This is a genomic window from Pseudanabaena yagii GIHE-NHR1, from assembly GCF_012863495.1.
In the GTDB taxonomy this organism is placed as follows: domain Bacteria; phylum Cyanobacteriota; class Cyanobacteriia; order Pseudanabaenales; family Pseudanabaenaceae; genus Pseudanabaena; species Pseudanabaena yagii.
This window is the reverse complement of the sequence record NZ_JAAVJL010000002.1, coordinates 476,077-498,253: the sequence shown is the minus strand read 5'-3', so window position 1 is coordinate 498,253 and position 22,177 is coordinate 476,077. Positions and strand designations below refer to the sequence as shown.

Sequence of the window (22,177 nt, the reverse complement as noted above, 5' to 3'; positions counted from 1 at the left end):
TAACAAGTTTGTAAAAAGTAAGTAAATAAATTAGTAGACAGAGATAAAGCAAAATGGCTAGAGGCATTCAAAAACAAGATTTTGCCTATGAGGTTGAACTCAAAGATGGCAATGGTGTGTTAGGTATCGCCGCTTTAATGAAAGTAAGTTTGGATACTTACAATGTTGGGACATCGGCGGCAAAAATCAATGAGACGCAAAATGTTAGCGCTCCAAGGATTCCTGCACATATCAAACTCAATAAGAATAAAAATGAGTATGGGATTCATCCCCGTCATGTTGTTCTGGAATTGATTACAAATGGTACAAGTTCAGCGTGTTTTGGAACCAAACTAAAACGGCGTTTAGAAGTGCCAATTCTGACTCTTGAACAATTTCAGCAATTGCAAGAATACGACCCTTTAGGCGGTCTAGTTCAGCCATTCACAACCATGACCATCAATCATAGTTGGGATGGCACAGCAAGCGCTGAATACAGAATCATCCAGAAAGTCAACGAAGTTAAGGTGTAGATATGCCCATTCAAGATTTAATAGCGATCGCAACATTTGCGATCGCTGTCTTGAGTGTTGTCTACGCCTTCGGTGAGCGTGACGCAAGACTAGCAGCACTGGAAAAAGATACTAATAATTTAGGTAAAAAGTTGGAAACAGAATTTGATTCTGTTTCTGATACACTTTCAGCCCACGATCATAGACTTGATGAGCTTTCTAAGTTCTATGTCAGAGTCGATGAGCGCGTTGCACAGCTCCAACGCAAAGTACTAGGCGAAGAGGAAACCGAACGCCTAAGAGGATTGTTAACCCAACCTATCCAGGAAAAGCATTACAGCACTATTGATGAACGTTGGTACTCAGAAAATTCTGGGATAGAGATGTAGTTTACTGATGTCACAGCTTGAAACACTCCAAGATATTTACTCTAAGATTGCAGATATTTATGATAAATTCTGCAATCTTGGTAGTGATGCTCAATCATCAGTTTTATACAATGTAACCATTTTAGATAACAGTTGGAATCCGCCATCAATACAGCTTGATAATCCAGATTCTCTACAAGAAATATCACAAGCTCAACAAGAAGTAAATGAAGCGATTAGCGCAACATTTACGGTTATTCAAAGCATTGAAAATGAGTATGTGCAAGCGTTAGGCGACAACAGTATTATTCCCTATCCTAACGGCGGTGCTTTAGTTTGGCTACCTAAGTTAATTGCTATTTTGGTTGGTTATAAAGCACCCGTTAAGTTCATTGCAAGCTTGATTATTGATTTCCTCAAAGAGATTCTTTTAGAAGAAATTAAAAAACGGCTAAATAGGAAAAAACAATATTTATACGGCACGATATCTTTAAGCGCTTCAGCGAGTTTTCAAATACCTTATGATGCCGAAAGCTTGGTAATTATTGCGGCTAATATTCCTGATTGGTACGGTAAAAGATTTAATAGCAGTGATAGCAATCTAGAGAAATACTACTCACTTTTAGGAACTCTTAGTACGGGATTTAAAACAGAAGGTTCCGATAATGTTTACTGGAATTCTGACAAGAAAGTTGAATATAAAAGTCAATGGTTTGATTTATCGGATTTATCAGGTGTTTATCGTCGCTACGGTTCTCTATACCTTAGCAATCAAGTTACCGCGACAGTCAAATTTATGAGGTCAATATGACTTGTCAGTGTGGCTCTCAGAAACAAAGCGGGGCTGTAGATTTTATTAATCCCGTTGATATAGGTGTGCTTTGCGCTCTCTTTGGATTAGAGGGTAATCTGTGTCGATTGTTGGATGTAGTTCCAGCCGCTATTAAAAAAGTAGCTTCACTTAATCCTGATTTACAAAATGCTGATCAGGTGTTTGGCGATATTCTCAAAAAGGTTGCTAAAAAGGGTTTTGAAATCGTTATCGATGAAATAACGGGGCAAATTGATGTTAGTCAGTTTTGCGCCAAAAACCCGCCCCCTTTGCCTGATGACATCACTTATCAGGATGTGTTTCAGTTCATAGCGGAATTAGTTCCCATTCTCAATTACTTTTTTACTGCAAATGATATTTTGCAGGGAAATTCAACAAAAATCCTAGATAAAATTGTTGGGTTTTGGCTTTATCAAAAGTGGTATGAGAACTGCGAATGCTCACCATGTCCCCCCGATACTCCACCTCCGCCACCCTCGCCGCCTAAGCTGTTTGATAAATGCCCCGCAGGTTATACCAGAGAAAGAGCTGCTAATGATTTCGGAATTATCAAAAAGAATTACTTGGGGCAGGTGATTCTATATAACAACGTCTTTGTTTTTGAAACTGAGTTTGTCGTCACGGAACTTAATGGGACTAAGTTTGTAACACCACCAATAGCGGGATATGCTGACGGTCAGGGTTTTTGGACTAATTCGCCATCTGTCGAAATAATAAAAGAAACTGATACAACCGATTCATATAACACAGTCAACGGGGTAAGAGTTCAGAAGGGTACACTACCCTCCTATTTCATTCCCCCTTGCACTCCAATCCCCCTCCTCCTCCTCCTCCTGAGTTTTGCTCTCTTTTTCCTGATGATCCGCTTTGTCCTCATTACGGATGTACCGATCCTTTAGCAACTAATTACAACCCTAACGCGAATATTAATGACGGGAGTTGTATTTACCCTGTCTATGGGTGTACTAATCCAAATGCGACTAATTACAACCCTGATGCAACCGTTGATGATGGTAGCTGTAGTTTTGATTGTCAGTCTATTGATGTATCTGTGGTTGAGTTTACGGGGTGTGGTAGCGATCGCTCATCCAAATCTGTACAGCTTTTCGATTCAGGCGGTTTGGTTGATGTATCTGTGGTTGAATTTGGCGGGTGTGGTAGCGATCGCTCTTTCAAATCTGTGCAGCTTTATGATTGCAGTCCATCAACAGATTTCTATGGTTGTACCGATCCAAACGCTCTAAATTACAACCCTCTTGCAACTATTGATGATGGTAGCTGTGCATATTCCTTTGACTGTACGACTTATCAAGAGCAGTACACCACTTGGGGAACCAATGATGCAACCTACTTTAAATCTGTTGGTTGGAATCTAGAAACAGCATTACAAGATAAATTAGCTGAATTGGCATCATCACAGGATTATCTAAATCACCCTGAATGTGCTGGAAACTTTAACCAGTGGTATACAGATGCTTTTAATACTGTTGTCAATGCCCCCTAGTCCTTTTTGGGGATTCACCTAAGGTGGGATTTACGCGGCTCATTAAGTTTTAAGACACAGTAATTTTAGAGGAAATTTTGCTGACAATCTATGGATTAAACTATAGCCAAATTAAAAAGCTAAGTCAAGAAAAGCTACAAAAAACTACACTAAAGATAGGAAAATCTATTCCTCAAAAATATTACTAATTGCCCCAGTTTCATCTAGGAACAAATTAACAAATAAACAGTAAAAATAGCAGTCAAACAGCAAAAAATAAATGAAATCATCTGTAATCATTGTCTTAGGGGAAAAGAGTATTGCGATCGCGAGACAAGTGCAAACCGTAATTCCTAACGCCACAATTTATGGGATTGCCTCACGCACCCAAACCGCCGATCATACCTATGACAAATTTAGCGAAACTGTCAGTGAACTATTTAGCCAAGGACATGCAATCATTGGCATTTGTGCCGCAGGCATCCTCATCCGATCGCTAGCCCCCCTCCTCTCAGATAAACGCGCCGAACCACCCGTAATTGCGATCGCTGAGGATGGCAGTGCAGTTGTGCCGCTATTGGGTGGATTAAATGGTGCTAATGACCTTGCTAGAGCGATCGCCAAATCACTCCAAGTCCAACCAGCCATCACTACCACAGGCGATTTACGCTTTCAAACTTCATTATTAGCTCCTCCTCCTAATTATCGATTATTAAATTCCGATGAAGAAGCAAAGACCTTTTTAGCAGATTTATTAGCAGGAGCAAGGGTTAAACTCATTGGTGAGGCAGCTTGGCTAAGTGATAGTAATCTTCCCTTTGCTGATGATGCCACACATCAAATAGAAGTGATTTCTGAGGAGGTGAAATTAGAGGTGATCGCTTCTAAACTAAGCTCTAAATACTTGGTATATCAAACCGAATCCCCTCAAAATCCCAGCAGCATCGGTAAAGTATCGATTATTGGCACAGGTCCGGGGGCAGCGAAATGGATGTCGCCCGAAGTCAAGGCAATTTTGGAAGCAGCTACAGATTTTGTCGGTTATAAAACCTACGTGAATCTAGTTAAAGAATTTACCAAAGGAAAAACGATCCATGCTTCCGATAATCGTGTTGAGCTAGATCGCGCTCGTCATGCCCTTGAATTAGCCACCGCAGGGAAATCTGTGGTCATTGTTTCATCGGGAGATGCGGGAATCTATGGCATGGCTTCCGCCGTATTTGAAGTAGTTGATCAAGATAGTCCCAAATGGAACCAGATTGATATTCATGTTGCCCCTGGTATATCTGCCGCCCAAGCTGCTGCCGCCGCCATTGGCTCACCCATTGGACATGATTTCTGTACTATTTCTCTATCAGACATTCTCAAACCTTGGGAAGTTATCGAGCAGAGATTATCCGCCGCCGCCCAAGCAGATTTTGTGATTGCGATTTATAATCCCATTTCCACACAGCGCAAATGGCAACTTCCAGCCGCCAAAGAGACGTTATTAAAATGGCGATCGCCTCATACGCCAGTAATTCTCGGTCATAAAATGGGACGTAAAGGCGAGAATGTGAAGGTGATTACACTGGCGGAATTAGAGCCTGAACTTGCCGATATGCAAACGGTGATTATTGTGGGTTCGAGCAAGACTAAGGTTTTAGAATTAGGCGATCGCATCAGAGTATATACGCCCCGCACATACAGTTAGGTTCCTATCAATGAGGGAGCAACTACATTGATGGTGATCAAGATCACTATCAATGTAGCAATTAATCACAAGCTAGGAGGACAACAAGAGCAACAATAATATCGATTGAATCTGGATGTATGAGGTTTTTATGAACTGCCGATTCTGTAAAAATTATGCTCCACAAGGTCGAAACGGCGGATATTGCAGTTTGTTGTCAGTTCCAGTTCAAGGTAAATGGGAGTCTTGCCGCTTATATTTAGCGAGCTTTCCTGAAAAGTCTTCATCTATCGTAGTAGCCAGTAATATCACCCCTAGCCTAGTTTTGTTATAGCTAGTAAAGAGTGGCGGCGCATTGCGCCACCACTCTTTACTTTGAGCCGTGCTTTGCCCATTTCCAAGTGTGACTAAATAGTAAAAACCTGTGGTTCACATTGCGTGTGCGCCACAGGTTTTTAAGTTTTATGTTTAATTGCGCTCAGCTAATCAGTGGGAAGACAAGTTAGGGAAATTATCGACTTTTGTTTCTTTTGCTTCTTTAGTTTGATTCCAAAGCATCATTCCTAATACACCATCCAGCAAGCCACCGCCGCGATCGCCACCATTAACAGCGACATCTGGCACAACGCGGACTTTCCCTTCACCGATCGCTTGCATCATTTGTAACGCTACATAGGAATTACCACCGAGGGCATTAACCCCAGCACGATAGGCATCAGCTTTGGCTTCACCTGTAACACGGATTGCTTCCGCCTCACCACTTGCCTCTTTAACTTTGGCATTAGCTTGCAGTTCGGCAATGCGGACACCCTGCTCTGCCGTGACGATTTCCCTTTGAATATCAGCGAGCGATGTTTCTCTCACGAGTTCTTGACGTTGAGTTTGGGATATACGCTGGACTTCGTAGGTTTTACGCTGTTCTTCGGCAATTTTGCGATCTGTCAGCGTTTGCATGAGGGTTTCGGGTGGTTCAATTTGACCGAGCAACGTATCAACGGCTTGGACATCATAGGCTTGCATGGCATTACGGATATACTCAGCAGCTTCGGCTTGGCGATCGCTACGGGCGATTAGAAAATCCAACACGGTATAAGCCTGTGCGGAATTGCGGAAATAATTGCCAACAGTTGGACGCAGTACATGATCGACGAGATTTTGCATCGAGCCAACCCGCGAAATTACTCTAGGCGCATCTAAGGCTCCCACATGGATGATCTGGGCTACTTCCAAATTAAAGGCAAAGCCATCATTAGAACGTACATTCAAAGCTCTAAGTTTAGAATCATAGCCATGCTCTTCAATGCGATCGCTAAAGTTCAGCACTATATTAGTCGTGGGTACGAGTTCCACTTTCATAATGTGCGTATTGAGAGGATGTTTACCAGGGTAAAGCGGCTCAATCCATACGCCTTTATCACCAACATTCACTAGATGCCCGTGGGTAAAGAGAGCGCCACTGACATCATCTTGAGCACCACCGACAAAGGAAATTACTACGCCCACATAACCAATGGGAATCTCGGTCATTTTCACCTGTTCCACTTTGGCAAACCAAGGATTGAGATTCCATGAACCCGATAGAATTACCTGTTCCTGTAAGCCGCGCCGACCGCCGCCATCAATGAATAATTGAGCATTTTGGAAGTTGTCATGTTCAGGAATAATCGCCCCTGCGATCGCCCCTGCTTCAATGGGAATACCATCTAGGGTGGTGACAATACCTACTTTTTCCGTTTCCACAGAATAGAGTTTCAAGTCATTGGGCGACATTCCATTTTGACCAGCATTCGCCGAAGTAATAATTGTAAATAGAGCCGTATTAATCCGATAGGTTCCTGCGGTTAAGATGCCAATCTGTCTACCCTTTTCACCACCAGCTAAGAGGAACTGTCTCGCATTTTGGAAGTTGTCACAGGGAACGGTTTTACCGAGAATGCGATCGGGGGGAATCGATTTGCCATCGTTAGCAATAATTAAGCCGATTTCGCCTTGGGGAATTACCACTACCGATTCTTTGCGAATTCCATATTGCCAAGGGTAATAGCCAAAATACCAACCAGGGGCGAGGGTGTCGGCTTGATAGCCTGCTTCGCCATTGAGAGCGACTAATTGTCCGGGGGGTAAGTCACCACGAAAGGAGAATTTCTTAACAACGATGCCGACTTCACGCTCACCGATTACAATCAAGCCTAAAATCCATCCCACCTGTGGCAAAAACACAAATACCAACACCACGCCACCAATTACCCATACCCAAATGGGAAAGTTAAAATCGCCTGCTTGCATTAACTGCATTGGCGGTACTTGAGCAGAGTTCGATCGCTGCTGTGATTGATTTTGTTGAGCAATGAGTTGATTGTTTTGCTGAGCGATCGCCTGATCATTACCATTTACTACAGGCCATGTCACTGTCCCAAGCATGGCGATCGCTGCCCCTGAAACAAGCGATCGCGTCCAAAACTTTTTGCTGATTTTTTTGATCAAGTCTTGGTGAATATCCTGAATCTTCATTAGTTTTTTCACGGGATGAACCCCACTCTCAGAACTGCTGCTAATCTAGCGCATTTGTCAGGGAGTCCTCAAAAATCAACTAAGAAAATTAATAACCTAAAGAAAAAAGTTTTCGCGAAGCGAAAACTTTTTCTTGGAATCTGATGTTACGTGGAAGGAATTCCTGCGATGTTGAAAGATCGGGGCTGGCACGGGGGGCACAGCCCCTACCAAAAATTTAAATGTTCAGGTAGGGGCAATCCCCCCGTGGTTGCCCTGCTGTGCTAGCAACAAGAAATTCATACCCTGAGTTCCACGTAACACCAGTTGGATACATAGCGATTAACCCTTGAGTTCAAAAATCCGATTGATCACATCTTCGACAACGCGATCAGGAGTGGATGCGCCTGAAGTTACGCCAATCTTGATTTTGCCTGCGGGTAGCCAATTGGTAGCTTGCTCGATCTCTTTTCCTAATGGCTTATGTTCAATTACCTCAGCCGAAATAATCCGATGCACGTCATCAATGTGATAGGAAGGAAGATTGCGCTCGATCGCAATTTCTTGTAAATGGGTGGTATTAGAAGAGTTATAACCACCAATCACGATCATCAAATCGATCGGATCTTCAACAATCTCAAACATCGCATCCTGACGCTCTTGAGTGGCATCACAAATGGTATTAAAAGCAAGGAAATGTTCATTGAGATGTTCGACACCATACTTCTGCATCATTGTGCGTTCAAACAATTTGCCGATCGCTTCCGTTTCGCCCTTGAGCATTGTGGTTTGATTAGCAACACCAACTCTTTCTAAATCACGATCTGGATCAAACCCGACGGACATAGCTTTGCTGAACTTCGCGATAAATTCTTCTTTATTGCCACCATTGAGCATGTAATTAGTCACATATTCGGCTTCTTTGATATTCAGTACTACCAAATAGCGATTGGCGTAAGAACTTGTAGCGATCGTCTCTTCGTGATTATATTTGCCATGCACAATCGAGGTAAAATCTGATTTCTTATGCTTCTCGACCCGATTCCAAACCTTGGATACCCAAGGACAAGTGGTATCAACAATTTTCGTGCCAAGGCGATCAAATAATTGGGTTTCCTGTACACTAGCGCCAAAGGCAGGCAAAATCACCACATCACCCTGCTCAATGCCTGAGAAATCCTTAGTTCCATCACTGTTTACAGGAACAAATTGAACTTCCATTTCCTTCAATTTGGCATTAACAGAAGGATTGTGAATAATCTCATTGGTAATCCAGACTTTTTCTGTCGGAAACTGGGTACGGGTTTCATACGCCATTGCTACTGCTCTTTCGACACCCCAGCAAAAGCCAAAGGATTTCGCTAAATAAATCGTGACATCGCCTTGCGTGTAGATATAGTCATGCTCACGAATAGTTTGAATCAGGTCACTGTGATATTGCGATCGCATGGTCGATTCGGCTGCTTCGCCATGCCCAAAGCCTTGACGGAAATAGTTGGGAGACTTTTGCAAAGATCTCCGCATTGCTTGTGTATCGAGCGTATTGTCCATGCGCTTAGATGATTCTAGGTAATTGTGCTGAAGGTATTATAAACTTTTTAGCCGATCGCCCTATGTAAATGTTTTCAAGATGTCTAGGTTTGTGGAAGCGTACCCCTTCGGGGTACGCTTCCACAAACCATTTAGGATTGCTATAGACTATATATCTAATTAATGTATAATCAGTTATAGATTGTATGTATATTTGGTTATGGCACGCAAAAAGTCTGATGATCCCTTAGACCTTACGCCCACTGAGGAGATGGTGCTTTATGCTGTGCGCGATCGCGAGCGTTATGGTCTAGAAATTATCGATGCGATCGAAAAAGCTAGCGGCGGCAGGCGCAAGATCGGTTTTAGTTCGCTATATCCGACGCTGAAGAAACTTGAAGAAAAGGGTTTTGTGACTTCGCGTTGGGGTGATGAAACTCCAGAAGAACTCACTGGCGCAAGACGGCGTTACTATGTCATTGCAGGGGAAGGTAGTCGTGCTCTTAATGCTAAGGAAGTGTTTTTGAGTGGGTTGAGATCTGTCATGTCGATGGGAGTCTAGCGATGAAATACTTCCAAAAAGAACTAAAAATGCTATTTTCCTTGATGCTACTCGGTGCAATTTACGGAGTAGCGATCACTATTATGGGAATTTTGCTGACAGGTAATAATACTTGGGATTGGGATAAGGCTTTCAACCTAGTTTTTGGTTTTTTGGGCGGGCTTGGTGGTGGAGCTATAGTTTTTAGTAAAAGGGATGAGGGTCAAACTTTGACTTCGGGTAAGGATAGGTTTGATGTTGAGATTAGTTTTTTTATAACTTTGGCTACTATTGTGTTGACTTTGGGTGGAGCTTTAGTTTTGGCTTTAGTTTTGGCTTTAGTTTTGGGTGTAATTTTTAAATATTTAGCCAAACACAAAAAGACTACTACTGAAGCACTTATTGATGATCATATTGCATGGATTTTTTCTTTGCCAATGGCAATATTTCGTTGGTTATCTAGCATTCGGTCTTCTGTTAAGAGAAACCCAAAATTAGAAACAAAGCAAAGAGCATGGGATGTGAATTTAATCATCACCTTTACTCAAGAAATAGCAGTAGTCTTTCCAGAAGAATGGGATGAATGGCAGCATTGGGTTAGCGACATGATGGATTCACGGACGAGAATGCAATCAAAGGGAATGAATCATCGTCTTGTTTCGTTGATTACCTTCTATCGTCTCACTCGCTTTGTCTGGCATATTGGCATCGACAAAGTTTTCATTCTTGCTACCCGCAGAGCAACGAGATAGGGAAAAAGTAGAAAGTGACTAATCCTTAATAACTTCCGTAATATCCAAACCTAAAGCCAGAGCCAAATATTCCTGATTATCATTACTCAAACTTTCCCAATCTAACCACTGACTCAAATACTGATTAATTGATAGACTTTCCCCCACATCATCACCAATCAACTCTCTCGCAAACTGATTCGCTAAACTCTCCTCAGCATCAATCAAATTACCCGATATCATATCCGCCTCGCTAATCGTCTCATTGTCATCTAAATGATTGAGCGCAATATGTCCTAACTCATGGGCAATCACAAAAGCCAAATCAGAGGCTAAATGACTAACATCGCGATCGCCAAGACTCACCACAATTACAGGACGGCGATCGCAGTTTGTGACGATGCCATGAAAAGTTTTGGTAATTTGGGAATTTGGAAAATCTTCAAAATGTGCCACAGGAATACCATACACCGCACAAAAATCTAGCAATCCCTCTAAACTCACACAGCCATATTTCTCTAAAATCATGGCGCGAATAGAACTAGCTGTCATCCCTGCGATCGCACGATAATCTCGCTGATAGGCAAAAGCCACTAACTCCGCAATCCGAAAAGCTAGATGATGGGCAGTCAATCGCTCAGGTGAAATTTCACTCGCAGAAATATCATAGTTCGTCTCAGCTATTCCATAAGTCTTAAACTTTGTCCTCGGCAATTCTCTAAAAGTTGGTGATAAATCAGGATTAAGTAGCGATCGCAAATCCAAATTAAACCGACCTGATATATAAGCCGCCGCCGTTACCACAGCGCTATCCGTCATCTCAAATTCTGTACACCACCAATCAGGCAATCCATGCGATCGCACAAATTCCTCATTTAGCCCCAATTGACTCAATCTTGCATACAGAGTCTGGAGATTAATCTGGTTATTGATTTGTTTAACTGTAGCGATCGGCATAACCACACCTCCCTCAAGAATGCAATTTGGAAGACAAGAAAAATTCTAGAAGGTTTCATATCTTCCTAATTCATATCTTATCCTCAATTCAAAAATTAACCTAGACTTTACCGACCACATCCAATGCTTTATTACAAAATTTTTATTATAAAACGCAAAATATATGTTCCGAGAAGCTTAAGGACTTGCTATTAATTAAAGCACCTGTGGCTTCGACTCCGCTCAGCCAACGTTGGCTGAGCGAAGCCGAAGCTAGATAACTTTGGTGGGACATTTTTTATCCGCAAGAGCCTTACAGCACAAAATTAGATACATAATATTGACGTATATTCAATTATTGGATATACTAGTCGCTGTAGGATATAGCACGCTAATAAAAAAGCGCTGTGCCGAAGCTCCAACGCCTAAAAATATTAATGATGAGCCTATTATGTCAAACAAAACCCGATCTTACAATGGTGGCGAATCAGCCCAACCAAGTAATGGCAATGACAAAATTAACATTGCGATTTCTCGTCGATTGGTGAAAACTATCACCTACATTGGAACTCACATCGTCATTCCTATGGGAGTATACGTCTTTATTCCCTACTTGCCACCCGCTTATCCCAAGCCACCGATTTGTGCAATTCCGCCATCAATTCAAGTTCCGCGCTGATTGCTGTAGGATTTGCATTTTACCTATGGCAAAATGCAAATCCCATAGAGATTATTGTTTATACCAATCCTTGCGCCATTTCTTCATTTGATTAATTTCAATTTGTTGAGAAGAGATAATTCCCTTTGCTAATTTCGTGATGTCTGCTCGCTTCGACTTAGCGATCGCATCTTCTGCCATCACCACTGCCCCCTCATGGTGAGGAATCATCGCATTGATAAACCTCAAGTCAAAATCTTGACCAGCCTTACCCAAATCCAAATCCATTCGCATGGTTGCTCTTTGTTCAGGAGTCATCGGCATCATGTGATTCATCTCCTTATGCCAAGCCATTGGCGTATCACTGACATTGGGATACCATGCTTTACGCCATTTCTTCATTTCTGCAATCTCTTTCTCTTGCGCCTGAATAATCTCGTTGGCAAGTTTTTTTAGTTCTGGACGTTGAGAATTTTTTAAGACTGCCTTTGCCATCACTACTGCCCCCTCATGGTGAGGAATCATCGCATCGATAAAGCGCAAATCATAATCAGAATCGGCTGCACCTAAACTCATTTCCCCATGATTCATCCCACTATGGTTTGTGGGTTTAGCGGTAGTCGGACTGGCTGAGCTAACGGGCTGAGCTTGTGCTTTTGGAGCTTCAGTACTTGGAGAATTCGTCGCAGTGTCATTAGGGTTACTACAGGAAGTACTAAGTCCACCAATAGCGATCGCTACCAGCATCGATCGCTTTAGCGACTTGGGAAACTGATCAAACCCAAAGGAATTGATAATCTTCATTATTAAAATGCTAACTTACAGTAAAAAAGCTAAATTTTAAATTTAAACTTACAGAATATTATACTTTTCTTCACAAGCTCTATAGGTTCTCCACAGGAACCGCTTTATCATAAAAAAAATAGAGCCAATGGCGCACGCTCAGACTGCACTATTCGCTTTGAGTTAGCTACAAACCATTTTGCAAAAAGCTTGTCATTCATGAATTGCATTAAGTTTTATTGAATTAAGATTGCTAGATCTGGAGTTTCATTCCGAGTTCATTTTTTTGGACTAGGCTAGAGATATGAGTTCAGGAGAACAGTTATGAAATCAACAGAACCTAGAGACTCTAACCTAGAAAATCTACCAGTAGGCGATCGCAAACACTATCGATTATGGATCTTAGCGATCGCTGGTATTGTTGCTGGTGGTGCGATCGTCATGACCAGTGCCATGACAAACCTCGTCCAAGCACAAACAACGAATCCTCCCAAGAAGCCCCTTGATGCTGCTTCTTGTCCCAACGCCACAAATGCTGCCATGAGGACAAATCAAGGGATGCCCAATCCCATGATGATGAGTGGCGAATTTGCCGATCGCCATTTCATTGAGATGATGATCCCGCACCATGATGGAGCCGTGAAGATGGCGGATCTGGCGCTGAAGAGATCGAAAAATGCTGATGTTCTGAAATTGGCTGAAGCAATCAAACGCGATCAAACCCTTGAAATTGCCCAAATGCGAGCTTGGTATAAGGATTGGTACAAAGCTGATGTCCCCGATATGCCTAGCCGTCCTATGAAATCCTCTAATTCCATGATGGACATGAATCACGGCAAAATGGGCATGGGCAACATGATGGGTATGCATAATATGATGGCTACCGATCTCAAAACGCTCGAAACCGCTAATGATCGTGATTTTGACAAGGAATTTTTAGCGGAGATGATTCCTCATCACAAGATGGCATTGATGATGAGCAATATGATCGTGGATATCGATCGCCCTGAAATGCGTAAGCTTGCTCAAAATATTTTGCGATCGCAAAGCCAAGAAATTGACCAGATGCAAGGCTGGTACAGCACTCTTCGCTAAAATTCTGCCAATGCCGCAAAGCGGCATTGGCAGAATTTTTTGTTTACCCCTTGACTCTCCATCTCACTGGAGAATGCATGATATATCCAGTCCAATCAAGAAGTGTTGCGAAAAACGCGACACTTCTTGATTCTATAAGAATTTCAAGAGGTAAACATGGAAACGACTACGCTGAAATTACGAGGGATGAGTTGCGCCTCCTGTGCCAGTAGCATTGAAAGAGTCGTTAGCAATGTCTCAGGTGTTGAAGTATGTAATGTCAACTTTGGCGCAGAACAAGCTACTGTTACCTATAACCCTAGAGCCGTTGACGTTAACAAAATTCAACAAGCGATCGCCGATGCAGGCTATTCTTCGCAATTACTAAAAGAAGAAAATCCCTTAGTTGCTGATGACGAGGAGCAGGCAACCCGACGCAAAGAAGAGCAGGATCTCAATCGGAAGGTGATCGTTGGTGGTGCGATTAGTCTATTTCTAGTAATTGGCGGATTACCGATGATGACAGGACTGAGTTTGCCCTTCATTCCTGCATGGATGCACAATTCTTGGTTGCAACTAGTCTTGACGATTCCTGTCCAGTTTTGGTGTGGTGCAAGTTTCTATATTAATGCTGGCAAAGCCTTCAAACGTCACGCTGCCACGATGGATACTTTGGTTGCCACTGGCACAGGAGCCGCCTATGGATATTCCATTTTTGCTACGGTTAATCCAGCCTTTTTTACTTCACAGGGTTTAACTCCCGATGTTTATTTTGAAGCATCCTCAGTAATTATTACTTTGATCTTGCTCGGCAAACTCTTTGAGAATCGCGCTAAGGGCAGCACCTCTGAGGCAATCCGCAAGTTAATGGGTTTGCAAGCAAAAACAGCGCGAGTGATTCGGCATGGTCGAGAAATGGATATTGCGATCGCCGAAGTACAACTTGATGATGTGATCTTGGTGCGTCCGGGGGAAAAGATTCCCGTTGATGGCGAGATTATCGAAGGAAGTTCCACCATTGACGAAGCGATGGTCACAGGTGAAAGTGTTGCCGTGAAGAAACAAGTCGGTGATGAGGTGATCGGCGCAACCATCAATAAAACTGGTAGTTTCAAGTTTCGCGCTACCCGCATTGGCAAGGATACGTTCTTAGCGCAAATTGTGAAATTGGTGCAGCAAGCCCAAGGTTCTAAGGCTCCGATTCAACGCCTTGCCGATCGCGTCACAGGCTTCTTTGTACCAATCGTCATTGCGATCGCCATTTCCACTTTTATCATCTGGTACAACTTCATGGGTAACGTCACCCTTGCGGTGATTACCACCGTCGGTGTGCTGATTATCGCCTGTCCCTGTGCCTTGGGCTTAGCCACCCCTACATCGATTATGGTGGGAACGGGCAAAGGTGCCGAGAATGGAATCTTGATCAAGGGTGCGGATAGTTTGGAACAGGCGCATAATTTGCAAACAATTGTTTTGGATAAAACAGGCACAATTACCGAAGGCAAGCCCAGCGTCACCCATTTCGTAACCACCGTAGGAATGCCCGATCATAAAGTTTTAGAACTATTAAGAATGGCGGCAACTGTGGAACGCTATTCTGAACATCCCTTAGCTGAAGCGATCGTGCGTTATGCCAAGGCGCTCAAAGTGGACTTAACTGATGCTCAAGATTTTGAAGCGATCGCAGGTAGCGGCGTGCGTGGCTACATTGGCGAACATCTAGTACAGATTGGAACCTATCGCTGGATGCAGGAATTGGGAATTGCGACAGAATCCTTAGAACAAGCTTGGGATACCCTAGAGAGAAAAGGTAATACCGCCATCTGGATTGCCGTCAATGGCAAAGTCCAAGGCGTGATGGGCATTGCCGATGCGGTCAAACCTTCCTCAATCAGAGCGATCCACACCTTACAGCGCATGGGCTTAGAAGTGGTGTTGCTCACAGGTGACAATCGCCGCACAGCAGAAGTAATTGCCCACGAAGTTGGCATCGATCGCGTATTTGCGGAAGTACGTCCCGATCAAAAGTCTGCTCAAATTCAACGTTTACAAAATGAAGGTAGCATCGTGGCAATGGTGGGCGATGGCATCAATGATGCGCCTGCTCTTGCTCAAGCAGATGTCGGTATTGCGATCGGTACGGGGACAGATGTAGCGATCGCCGCCAGTGATATCACCCTCATTTCAGGTGATTTGCAAGGCATCGTCACCGCCATCCAACTATCTCGCGCCACAATCCAAAATATCCGCCAAAATCTCTTCTTCGCTTTTATCTACAACATCTTAGGTATTCCCATCGCCGCAGGGATTCTCTTCCCCTTCTTCGGTTGGCTACTCAGTCCCGTGATTGCAGGCGGCGCAATGGCATTTAGTTCTGTTTCAGTGGTGACGAATGCTTTGCGATTGAAGAATTTTAAGGCTAGCGATTAGCTTTTAGCGATTAGCTTTTAGTGATTAGCTTTTAGCTTTCACACTACTAATTTTGCAGACCATAACTTTCACACTACTAATTTTGCAGACCATAAACTGTTTATTTTTTCAACTCCATAGCTAACAGCTAACAGCTAATAGCTAACAGCCCATTAATCAAGGAAAAACTATCATGTTAAGAAAAGCTACATTTTTTGGAACCCTTATTGGTATTGGCTTTCTGTTCGGAGCCATCTCTGGGGCGATCGCCTCGGAAAAAATGCCTGATGACCACAATATGCCAACTGAGACTGGTAAACCTACACAATTTAAGGCGATCGAGCAACCGTTAACCAATAAAATACTTGTCACTGTTGGTGGTGTTGGCTTAATCGGTGCAGAGCTTTGGTGGTTTCTCCTCAGTAAGCCTAAGTCTAAAAAAGCCGAAACCGAATCTGGTATTCAAGAAGTAACCGTCGTTGTTGATGGTGGTTACGAACCTTCAAGAATTGTCGTCAATGCTGGTCAACTTGTTCGCCTTAACTTTCTCCGCCGCGATCCCAGCAGTTGTTTAGAAGAGGTACGAATCGCTGATTTCCACATCGCCCAGTATCTGGAATTGAATAAAACCACAACCATCGAATTTACGCCGCCCAAGGCAGGAAACTATGAGTTTGCCTGTGGAATGAATATGTTTCGCGGTGCGATCGAGGCAAAGTAACAGATTTCCCAAAAGAAAGAGGCGATGCAAAAGCATCGCCTCTTTCTTTTTATCTCTCCTTAAAAAAGAAGTGATGCTTTGCATCACTTCTTTTTTTGTTTATCCCCCTTGACTCTCCAGTCGAATAGAGAATGTAGAGTTGTTTTCAGATAGAGAAGTCATTCTTCAGTTTCTCTTTTCAGTCTATCAATAGAGGTTATCTAAAACTATGACTATTCAACTCAACACCCCTACTCTTGCTTGTTCTAGCTGTGTCAATACAGTTACAGCCGCAATTAAAAACGTTGATGCTAATGCAGAAGTTCAAGCTAATACCAAGACAAAACTGATTGTTGTCGAAACTCAAGCATCGGAGTCAGCAATTCGAGAAGCTCTAATTAACGTTGGCTATCCAGCTGCTTAATCATTTATAGAAATATGTGTTCAAATCTGAACGCATATTTCTATCGCTCTTTAACCCGCAAAAGCATTATAAATTAAGGAATAACTACGATGAACAAACTAATTACTGCGATCGCATTGACTTCTGTTTTGGCATTGACTCAAGCTTGCTCCTCATTGTCCACCATATCTAATGCCGAAGAACCAAAATCTGTTGCTAAAGACAATCATGCTAATAAGCATGGAGAACATAGTGACCACCAAAAGACATCATCGGAAACAACAATTGCTGAGGCAAAGTTGACGACTCCCCTGAATATACTTCCTAATACTACTGTGCCATTATTGATCGATGTTCAAGACCTCAATGGTAAAGCCGTTGAAAAATTTGAGGTGTTTCAAGAGAAGCTGATGCATTTGATTGTTGTCAGTGATGATCTTCAGTTCTTTGATCATATTCATCCCAGCTACCAACACAATGGACGATTTAAAGTGTCGGCGAACTTTCCACAGGCGGGAAAATACACCTTGTTTAGCGACTACAAGCCTGCTCAGTCTCTAGAACAAATTTCCGTTCTCAAAACACAAGTTATTGGTGAAAGTCCATCGGATAAACCGATTAACTTCGATCGCACCAAGACATTTGGCAAAACCCATATTAATTTGAGCAGTTCTCAAGATCATATAAAAGCCAGTGAGGAAGTGACCTTAACCTTTGAGCCTAAGTACAGGACAAAAATTTAATGGAGTTAAAGAAGGCTTGAGAATTGAGATGTAAGTCAAAGATGATGTGACGAAGGAAATCAAAACCAAGGCGAAAAATGCTTTTAGGAAGACGACCGTGTTTTTTAGGCTTGAGGGGATTTAGTTGAGCCAACCAAAGCCCAGAAGAAAAAGCCCAACATAAAGCCAGAGTAAGCAAAGCAATTAGTTTGGAAAGACGTTCAGGATCTTGAAGATGAGTGGACTCCAAACAAAAGCCACGGGTTTTAAAGCACCCGAATAAAGTCTCAATAGCCCAACGCTTAGCATAGTCAGCAATAGCCGTATCAGGGTCATGAGTCGTCGCGACAATTAATAAATCGCCATCATCAAGACGCATAGCGGCTATACGAAGCCAATGGTTCCAAACCTTTCTGGGCTTGGACAATACTTTGGACTGACCAACTTGGAGGTCTTGAAAACAAATGTCGGCACGCAGTTTTTTCTGCCCGTCATTGAGCAAAGTATTTTTACGGCGGATACGAAAACGGTTACATGGTTCACACAACAAGTAATCTAACCAATCCTCACCGACAAACTCTCGGTCTGCACTCAAAAAGTCGATTTTGCGGTCTCCAAATATTTCCAGAAATCGATTACACAATTCACAGCGCTCACGGGTGTTTGAGTTACCTTTTTTGTCCAGCATCATCCATACCAACGGGAATGCAATACCGTAATGCACTATTCCCAATGTCAGCACATTAAACACGGTTTTACCGAATTCCCAATCGGTGCGGTCGATAGAAATTACCCAAGGTTCGGGGATTTGCATGACTTTGACGACCATGAGTGCGATCTTTTCATAGTCCACTTCAAAGTCTCGAAAAAATCTCTGTAACCTCTTATAGTGTGATTCGACTTTGGCATAACCACTAAATCCTGTGGCAATTTCAGCTAGGTTTACTGTCTTTACTCGCATTAGCGCGATCAAGAACATGGACACAAAGGCTAGTCTTGCTCTATTCCATTGCAGATGTTGCTGCAACTTTTCTCGGAATAGGTTAATCTCTTTCATAGGGGTTTTATTTACGATGTGGTTATCTTTTATAAAACCCCTCCCTGCCTACTTTTGCAACTTTTTGTCCTGTACTAAGCCTTTGAGCTTAAAGATATTGACACTAATCAGCCGATTAATGATTTACAACCCTACTTAGGGGAAAAAGGACACCTTGTGATCATCAAAAAATCAACCCCATTGACTGCCTCTGATTATATTCATGCCCATGCATTAGATAGTAGATCTGAAGGGAAAGTTACTTTCATGACTAAGTTCCCAAAATCTGGAGAATATAAGCTCTGGGGTCAGTTTAACCGCAATGGCAAAATTGTCACGGCTGATTTTGGGATTCATGTGCGTGATTGATAGAATGGTTGTGGTAATTCTAAATGTAGGGGCAATTTATGAATTGCCCCTACGATAAAATCAGATTTTTAAGGTACTTTTGCGTAATCCCTAAAAACACAAAAACAGAGAGAAAAGAGATATGCAAGCTCAAGAGGAACTCAAACAAATTGGTACGATCGCCAAAGAAAGCGGTATTCCTATCAAAACAATTCGCTATTATGAGGAGCTAGGTCTATTAGAATCATCAGGAAGAACTGAAGGTGGATTTCGATTATTTGCAAATAATGTCATTAATCGCCTCAGTTTTATTAAACGTTCTCAAAGTCTAGGCTTGAGTTTATCGGAAATCAAAGAGTTTCTATCCATCCATGATCAAGGCGAGTTACCTTGTGTTCATGTCAAGGTCAAACTCCAAGATAAAATCGCTGAAGTCGATCACCAAATTCAGCAGTTACTAACTCTGCGCTCTGATTTAGAGGCACTCCTTGTTGGTGAACCATTAGTCTCGGAGAATGCTGAAACAATCTGCCCCATAATTGAACTTGCCGAAGTCAAAGAATTAGCAGGTCACAATGGTATGCCTTCCCTAAAAAAATATGGCTAAATAGGTAAATCGGAGAGATGTCAAAAAGAAGAAAATTGATAATATTCACTTATATGGGGAATCGGGTGAAACTCGATTTTATTCAAAAATTTCATTTATCAACTAGTCTCTTTTAGGTTGGTTGTGACCAAATCCCTAAAGGCTAATTGCTAAAAGCTAATTGCTAAAAGCTATAATTACCAAACTGACAAATTTTTTGAATAGTTTTAGGTAGTCATTGAGCGTGCCAAAAGTCGGTATTGTCTATAACGACGCAAAACCAGTTGCCGAGCAAGTAGCATCGGATATGAAGTTGTGGCTCGAAAAGCGTAACATTCAGACTGTGCTGGCTACGGGAAATGGCGGTATTTTGGGCTATGGCAAGCCAGATGCTCCCGTTTGTCACACCCCTATCGAGAGCTTAGTTCCTTTGGGCTTTGACCGCGACATTATGTTTGTGGTCGCCTTGGGAGGAGACGGTACAGTATTGTCAGCTTGTCGCCAAATTGCACCATTGGGCTTACCATTGCTCAACGTTAATACGGGACATATGGGTTTCTTAACCGAAACCTATTTGACGGCTTGGGAAGAAGCACTCTCCCAAGTTGTCGAGGGGCAATATGTGGTTGAGCAGCGATCGATGATGACAGTGCGGGTTTACGACAGTAAAGGCTTGCTATGGGAGGCTTTGTCACTTAATGAGATGGTATTACACCGTGAACCCTTGACCAGTATGTGTCACTTTGAGGTACAGATTGGTCGTCATATTCCTGTGGATATTGCGGCGGATGGCGTAATTATTTCTACACCCACAGGTTCGACAGCCTATGCACTCTCTGCGGGGGGGCCTGTCATCGAACCTGGAATTCCTGTCTTTCAGCTAATTCCCATTTGTGCTCATTCGATGGCATCACGGGCTTTAGTCTTTGCTAATACCGAAAAAGCGATCGTTACTCCTGCTAATCGTCATCGTTTAGTATTAGTAGTTGATGGTAATGCTGGATGCTATGTCTATCCTGATTATCGGGTTGAAGTTGAACGATCGCGCTATCCTGCGAGGTTCATTCGCTTACAAAAAGGTGAATTCTTTAAGGTTCTGCGCGAGAAGTTAGGTTGGGGCTTGCCACATATTTCTAAGCCAACTTCAGACGATTGGGCTTAAAATCACTCAAAGCATATCCAAGGACGCTATGAGTCAAAGTCTTAACTTTGCAAACCAAAATTTGCGCGATCGCTCCTTTAAAGGTAGAAATTTGGTCGGTGCTGACTTTAGTGGCGCTGACCTGCGTGGATGTGACTTTTATCGATCGCAACTGAAATTTGCCAATTTTGCCAATGTGCGGACTGGCAGGAGTCCACGTCAGATTGCGATCGCTAATTGTGTTTCATTTGCGATCGCCTTGATGTTTGCGGGAACAGCCTTAATTTCGACGATCCTGCTGATCACCTTTATCCTTACTTTCATCTTTGGGGCAGGAATTGTTAATCGCAATACAATCTATTGGGTTGCGATTATCGCAATTGTGGTATTTGCCGTTGGTTTTGCGATCGCCTTTACCAGTAACTTTGCCCTCTCTCATACCAAGAGTATTCTTACGGCAATTCCTATTTCCCTACTTGTTGCCTTTGTATCGGGATATTTTGGTTCAACATTTACGAAAATATTAGTATCTGGTGCTTTCAATGCTATCTCCAATTCCATAACATCTAATAGCCTCGTTGCCTTACTAACATTTTTAGCGATCGAGCCATTACAAATTTTTGGCAGTCTCTACTTATTTCGCCTCGCGATTAATACCTCACGTACAGCCATAGGTACAAAGTTTCAATATGCTGATTTGACTCAAGCTTCATTTCACAAGGCAACCCTAGTGAGTTGTGATTTTACTAATGCGATTACCAATGAGGTTAATTGGGAACAAGCTCAGATCACAAAATGTAAGTTATAAAAACATTGCGGACTTGTGCTATTTGTGCAGCGCAAATCTTAGCGGGGCAACCACGGGGGGATTTGCCCCTACCTGAATAATTAAAATTTTTGGTAGGGGCTGTGCCCCCGTGCCAGCCCAAATCCTTCAACATCGCAGGAATTCCTTCCACGTATAGATAATTCAAATAAGAACTACAGCTTCGACTTCGCTCAGCTAGCTTACACCGATGGCTGAGCGGAGTCGAAGCCCCTCTGCAAATTATTTAAAACAACTATAACATCAGTAAATAAAGTCAGTTCGGGTTAAGCTAGCAAATTTTAAAAGCCCAAAAGTAAAAGCCTTGCTACGCAAGGCTTTTACTTTTGGGCTTTGAGAGAGGGTTTGCTACGCAAACCCTCTCTCAAAGCCCGTTTTAAATTATCCCGAACTCGCGTTAAATAAAAAAGAAGGGAC

22 protein-coding genes and 1 pseudogene are annotated in these 22,177 nt (G+C 42.6%); 18 read left to right on the top strand and 5 right to left on the bottom strand.

Features of this window, described 5'->3' with window-relative positions; all coding sequences use genetic code 11:
* The first annotated feature begins 53 nt into the window (after positions 1 to 53).
* The 6 genes from HC246_RS19075 to cobJ all read left to right on the top strand — a co-directional run bounded on the left by HC246_RS19075 (position 54) and on the right by cobJ (position 4,867).
* A complete protein-coding gene (locus HC246_RS19075) occupies positions 54 to 512 on the top strand; it encodes a hypothetical protein (RefSeq protein ID WP_169362986.1) in 459 nt (152 codons plus the stop codon).
* 2 nt (positions 513 to 514) lie between these two features.
* Complete coding sequence (locus HC246_RS19070; protein ID WP_169362699.1) at positions 515 to 880, top strand: hypothetical protein; 366 nt, start codon at positions 515 to 517, stop codon at positions 878 to 880.
* A gap of 7 nt (positions 881 to 887) precedes the next feature.
* The gene (locus tag HC246_RS19065; protein WP_169362698.1) at positions 888 to 1,670 is read left to right on the top strand and encodes a hypothetical protein; all 783 of its coding nucleotides are present in this window, start codon (positions 888 to 890) and stop codon (positions 1,668 to 1,670) included.
* Positions 1,667 to 2,590, top strand: coding sequence for a hypothetical protein (locus tag HC246_RS19060; protein ID WP_169365017.1), 924 nt, complete (start codon positions 1,667 to 1,669; stop codon positions 2,588 to 2,590). Before HC246_RS19065 ends, HC246_RS19060 begins: the two co-directional genes overlap by 4 nt.
* The gene (locus tag HC246_RS19055; RefSeq protein WP_169365016.1) at positions 2,494 to 3,195 is read left to right on the top strand and encodes a hypothetical protein; all 702 of its coding nucleotides are present in this window, start codon (positions 2,494 to 2,496) and stop codon (positions 3,193 to 3,195) included. Before HC246_RS19060 ends, HC246_RS19055 begins: the two co-directional genes overlap by 97 nt.
* A gap of 259 nt (positions 3,196 to 3,454) precedes the next feature.
* Positions 3,455 to 4,867 carry a precorrin-3B C(17)-methyltransferase gene (gene cobJ / locus HC246_RS19050; protein WP_169365015.1) on the top strand — a complete coding sequence of 471 codons (1,413 nt, stop codon included), beginning with the start codon at positions 3,455 to 3,457 and terminating at the stop codon, positions 4,865 to 4,867.
* Positions 4,868 to 5,332: 465 nt separating this feature from the next.
* On the opposite strand, the gene HC246_RS19045 is transcribed toward cobJ, so the two are convergent.
* Together HC246_RS19045 and HC246_RS19040 are read right to left on the bottom strand one after the other, a co-directional pair.
* Positions 5,333 to 7,267: an SPFH domain-containing protein gene (locus HC246_RS19045; protein ID WP_211167876.1), complete on the bottom strand. Its 1,935-nt coding sequence runs from the start codon at positions 7,265 to 7,267 to the stop codon at positions 5,333 to 5,335.
* A 411-nt stretch (positions 7,268 to 7,678) separates the two neighbouring features.
* A complete protein-coding gene (locus HC246_RS19040) occupies positions 7,679 to 8,887 on the bottom strand; it encodes a 4-hydroxy-3-methylbut-2-enyl diphosphate reductase (RefSeq protein WP_169365014.1) in 1,209 nt (402 codons plus the stop codon).
* A 199-nt stretch (positions 8,888 to 9,086) separates the two neighbouring features.
* On the opposite strand from HC246_RS19040, the gene HC246_RS19035 reads away from it, so the two are divergent.
* Both HC246_RS19035 and HC246_RS19030 read left to right on the top strand, forming a co-directional pair.
* Positions 9,087 to 9,428: a PadR family transcriptional regulator gene (locus HC246_RS19035; protein WP_169365013.1), complete on the top strand. Its 342-nt coding sequence runs from the start codon at positions 9,087 to 9,089 to the stop codon at positions 9,426 to 9,428.
* 2 nt (positions 9,429 to 9,430) lie between these two features.
* Positions 9,431 to 10,159, top strand: a complete 729-nt coding sequence (locus HC246_RS19030; RefSeq protein ID WP_169365012.1) for a hypothetical protein — start codon at positions 9,431 to 9,433, stop codon at positions 10,157 to 10,159.
* A gap of 18 nt (positions 10,160 to 10,177) precedes the next feature.
* Here HC246_RS19030 and HC246_RS19025 read toward each other — a convergent pair whose 3' ends face one another.
* On the bottom strand, positions 10,178 to 11,095 hold the full coding sequence (locus HC246_RS19025) for an ImmA/IrrE family metallo-endopeptidase (protein ID WP_169365011.1): 918 nt from the start codon (positions 11,093 to 11,095) through the stop codon (positions 10,178 to 10,180).
* A 430-nt stretch (positions 11,096 to 11,525) separates the two neighbouring features.
* On the opposite strand from HC246_RS19025, the gene HC246_RS19020 reads away from it, so the two are divergent.
* Entirely contained in the window at positions 11,526 to 11,753 is a 228-nt protein-coding gene (locus HC246_RS19020; RefSeq protein WP_169365010.1) for a hypothetical protein, read from the top strand.
* 51 nt (positions 11,754 to 11,804) lie between these two features.
* On the opposite strand, the gene HC246_RS19015 is transcribed toward HC246_RS19020, so the two are convergent.
* Positions 11,805 to 12,536, bottom strand: a complete 732-nt coding sequence (locus HC246_RS19015) for a DUF305 domain-containing protein (RefSeq protein ID WP_169365009.1) — start codon at positions 12,534 to 12,536, stop codon at positions 11,805 to 11,807.
* 303 nt (positions 12,537 to 12,839) lie between these two features.
* Here HC246_RS19015 and HC246_RS19010 point away from each other — a divergent pair, with 303 nt between their 5' ends.
* The 5 genes from HC246_RS19010 to HC246_RS18990 all read left to right on the top strand — a co-directional run bounded on the left by HC246_RS19010 (position 12,840) and on the right by HC246_RS18990 (position 17,844).
* On the top strand, positions 12,840 to 13,610 hold the full coding sequence (locus tag HC246_RS19010; RefSeq protein ID WP_225903052.1) for a DUF305 domain-containing protein: 771 nt from the start codon (positions 12,840 to 12,842) through the stop codon (positions 13,608 to 13,610).
* Positions 13,611 to 13,766: 156 nt separating this feature from the next.
* Entirely contained in the window at positions 13,767 to 16,019 is a 2,253-nt protein-coding gene (locus HC246_RS19005) for a heavy metal translocating P-type ATPase (RefSeq protein WP_169365008.1), read from the top strand.
* 172 nt (positions 16,020 to 16,191) lie between these two features.
* Complete coding sequence (locus HC246_RS19000) at positions 16,192 to 16,719, top strand: cupredoxin domain-containing protein (RefSeq protein ID WP_169365007.1); 528 nt, start codon at positions 16,192 to 16,194, stop codon at positions 16,717 to 16,719.
* A 208-nt stretch (positions 16,720 to 16,927) separates the two neighbouring features.
* Positions 16,928 to 17,122, top strand: coding sequence for a heavy-metal-associated domain-containing protein (locus tag HC246_RS18995; protein ID WP_169365006.1), 195 nt, complete (start codon positions 16,928 to 16,930; stop codon positions 17,120 to 17,122).
* Positions 17,123 to 17,211: 89 nt separating this feature from the next.
* Positions 17,212 to 17,844 (top strand): hypothetical protein, encoded by a 633-nt coding sequence (locus HC246_RS18990; protein WP_169365005.1) that lies wholly within the window; start codon positions 17,212 to 17,214, stop codon positions 17,842 to 17,844.
* Here HC246_RS18990 and HC246_RS18985 read toward each other — a convergent pair.
* Entirely contained in the window at positions 17,822 to 18,880 is a 1,059-nt protein-coding gene (locus tag HC246_RS18985; protein ID WP_169361901.1) for an IS4 family transposase, read from the bottom strand. The two genes, HC246_RS18990 and HC246_RS18985, sit on opposite strands and share 23 nt — an antisense overlap.
* 81 nt (positions 18,881 to 18,961) lie before the next feature.
* Between HC246_RS18985 and HC246_RS27025 the strand changes: the two are divergent.
* The 4 genes and pseudogenes from HC246_RS27025 to HC246_RS18965 form a co-directional block, all read left to right on the top strand.
* Positions 18,962 to 19,228, top strand: a pseudogene (locus HC246_RS27025) (hypothetical protein); the annotation flags it as partial.
* 121 nt (positions 19,229 to 19,349) lie between these two features.
* Positions 19,350 to 19,814: a heavy metal-responsive transcriptional regulator gene (locus HC246_RS18975; RefSeq protein ID WP_169365004.1), complete on the top strand. Its 465-nt coding sequence runs from the start codon at positions 19,350 to 19,352 to the stop codon at positions 19,812 to 19,814.
* A gap of 223 nt (positions 19,815 to 20,037) precedes the next feature.
* Positions 20,038 to 20,955 (top strand): NAD(+) kinase, encoded by a 918-nt coding sequence (locus tag HC246_RS18970; RefSeq protein ID WP_169365238.1) that lies wholly within the window; start codon positions 20,038 to 20,040, stop codon positions 20,953 to 20,955.
* Between the two features lie 28 nt (positions 20,956 to 20,983).
* Entirely contained in the window at positions 20,984 to 21,742 is a 759-nt protein-coding gene (locus HC246_RS18965) for a pentapeptide repeat-containing protein (RefSeq protein WP_169365003.1), read from the top strand.
* Positions 21,743 to 22,177: the final 435 nt, after the last annotated feature.

Coding starts and splice junctions, on each gene's coding strand:
- HC246_RS18985 (WP_169361901.1), bottom strand. CDS start 18,880: ATGAAAGAGATTAACCTATTCCGAGAAAAGTTGCAGCAACATCTGCAA.
- cobJ (WP_169365015.1), top strand. CDS start 3,455: ATGAAATCATCTGTAATCATTGTCTTAGGGGAAAAGAGTATTGCGATC.
- HC246_RS19025 (WP_169365011.1), bottom strand. CDS start 11,095: ATGCCGATCGCTACAGTTAAACAAATCAATAACCAGATTAATCTCCAG.
- HC246_RS19010 (WP_225903052.1), top strand. CDS start 12,840: ATGAAATCAACAGAACCTAGAGACTCTAACCTAGAAAATCTACCAGTA.
- HC246_RS19035 (WP_169365013.1), top strand. CDS start 9,087: ATGGCACGCAAAAAGTCTGATGATCCCTTAGACCTTACGCCCACTGAG.
- HC246_RS18975 (WP_169365004.1), top strand. CDS start 19,350: ATGCAAGCTCAAGAGGAACTCAAACAAATTGGTACGATCGCCAAAGAA.
- HC246_RS19060 (WP_169365017.1), top strand. CDS start 1,667: ATGACTTGTCAGTGTGGCTCTCAGAAACAAAGCGGGGCTGTAGATTTT.
- HC246_RS19020 (WP_169365010.1), top strand. CDS start 11,526: ATGTCAAACAAAACCCGATCTTACAATGGTGGCGAATCAGCCCAACCA.
- HC246_RS19030 (WP_169365012.1), top strand. CDS start 9,431: ATGAAATACTTCCAAAAAGAACTAAAAATGCTATTTTCCTTGATGCTA.
- HC246_RS19040 (WP_169365014.1), bottom strand. CDS start 8,887: ATGGACAATACGCTCGATACACAAGCAATGCGGAGATCTTTGCAAAAG.
- HC246_RS19005 (WP_169365008.1), top strand. CDS start 13,767: ATGGAAACGACTACGCTGAAATTACGAGGGATGAGTTGCGCCTCCTGT.
- HC246_RS19015 (WP_169365009.1), bottom strand. CDS start 12,536: ATGAAGATTATCAATTCCTTTGGGTTTGATCAGTTTCCCAAGTCGCTA.
- HC246_RS18990 (WP_169365005.1), top strand. CDS start 17,212: ATGAACAAACTAATTACTGCGATCGCATTGACTTCTGTTTTGGCATTG.
- HC246_RS18965 (WP_169365003.1), top strand. CDS start 20,984: ATGAGTCAAAGTCTTAACTTTGCAAACCAAAATTTGCGCGATCGCTCC.
- HC246_RS19065 (WP_169362698.1), top strand. CDS start 888: ATGTCACAGCTTGAAACACTCCAAGATATTTACTCTAAGATTGCAGAT.
- HC246_RS18995 (WP_169365006.1), top strand. CDS start 16,928: ATGACTATTCAACTCAACACCCCTACTCTTGCTTGTTCTAGCTGTGTC.
- HC246_RS19075 (WP_169362986.1), top strand. CDS start 54: ATGGCTAGAGGCATTCAAAAACAAGATTTTGCCTATGAGGTTGAACTC.
- HC246_RS19000 (WP_169365007.1), top strand. CDS start 16,192: ATGTTAAGAAAAGCTACATTTTTTGGAACCCTTATTGGTATTGGCTTT.
- HC246_RS19070 (WP_169362699.1), top strand. CDS start 515: ATGCCCATTCAAGATTTAATAGCGATCGCAACATTTGCGATCGCTGTC.
- HC246_RS19045 (WP_211167876.1), bottom strand. CDS start 7,267: ATGCTTGGGACAGTGACATGGCCTGTAGTAAATGGTAATGATCAGGCG.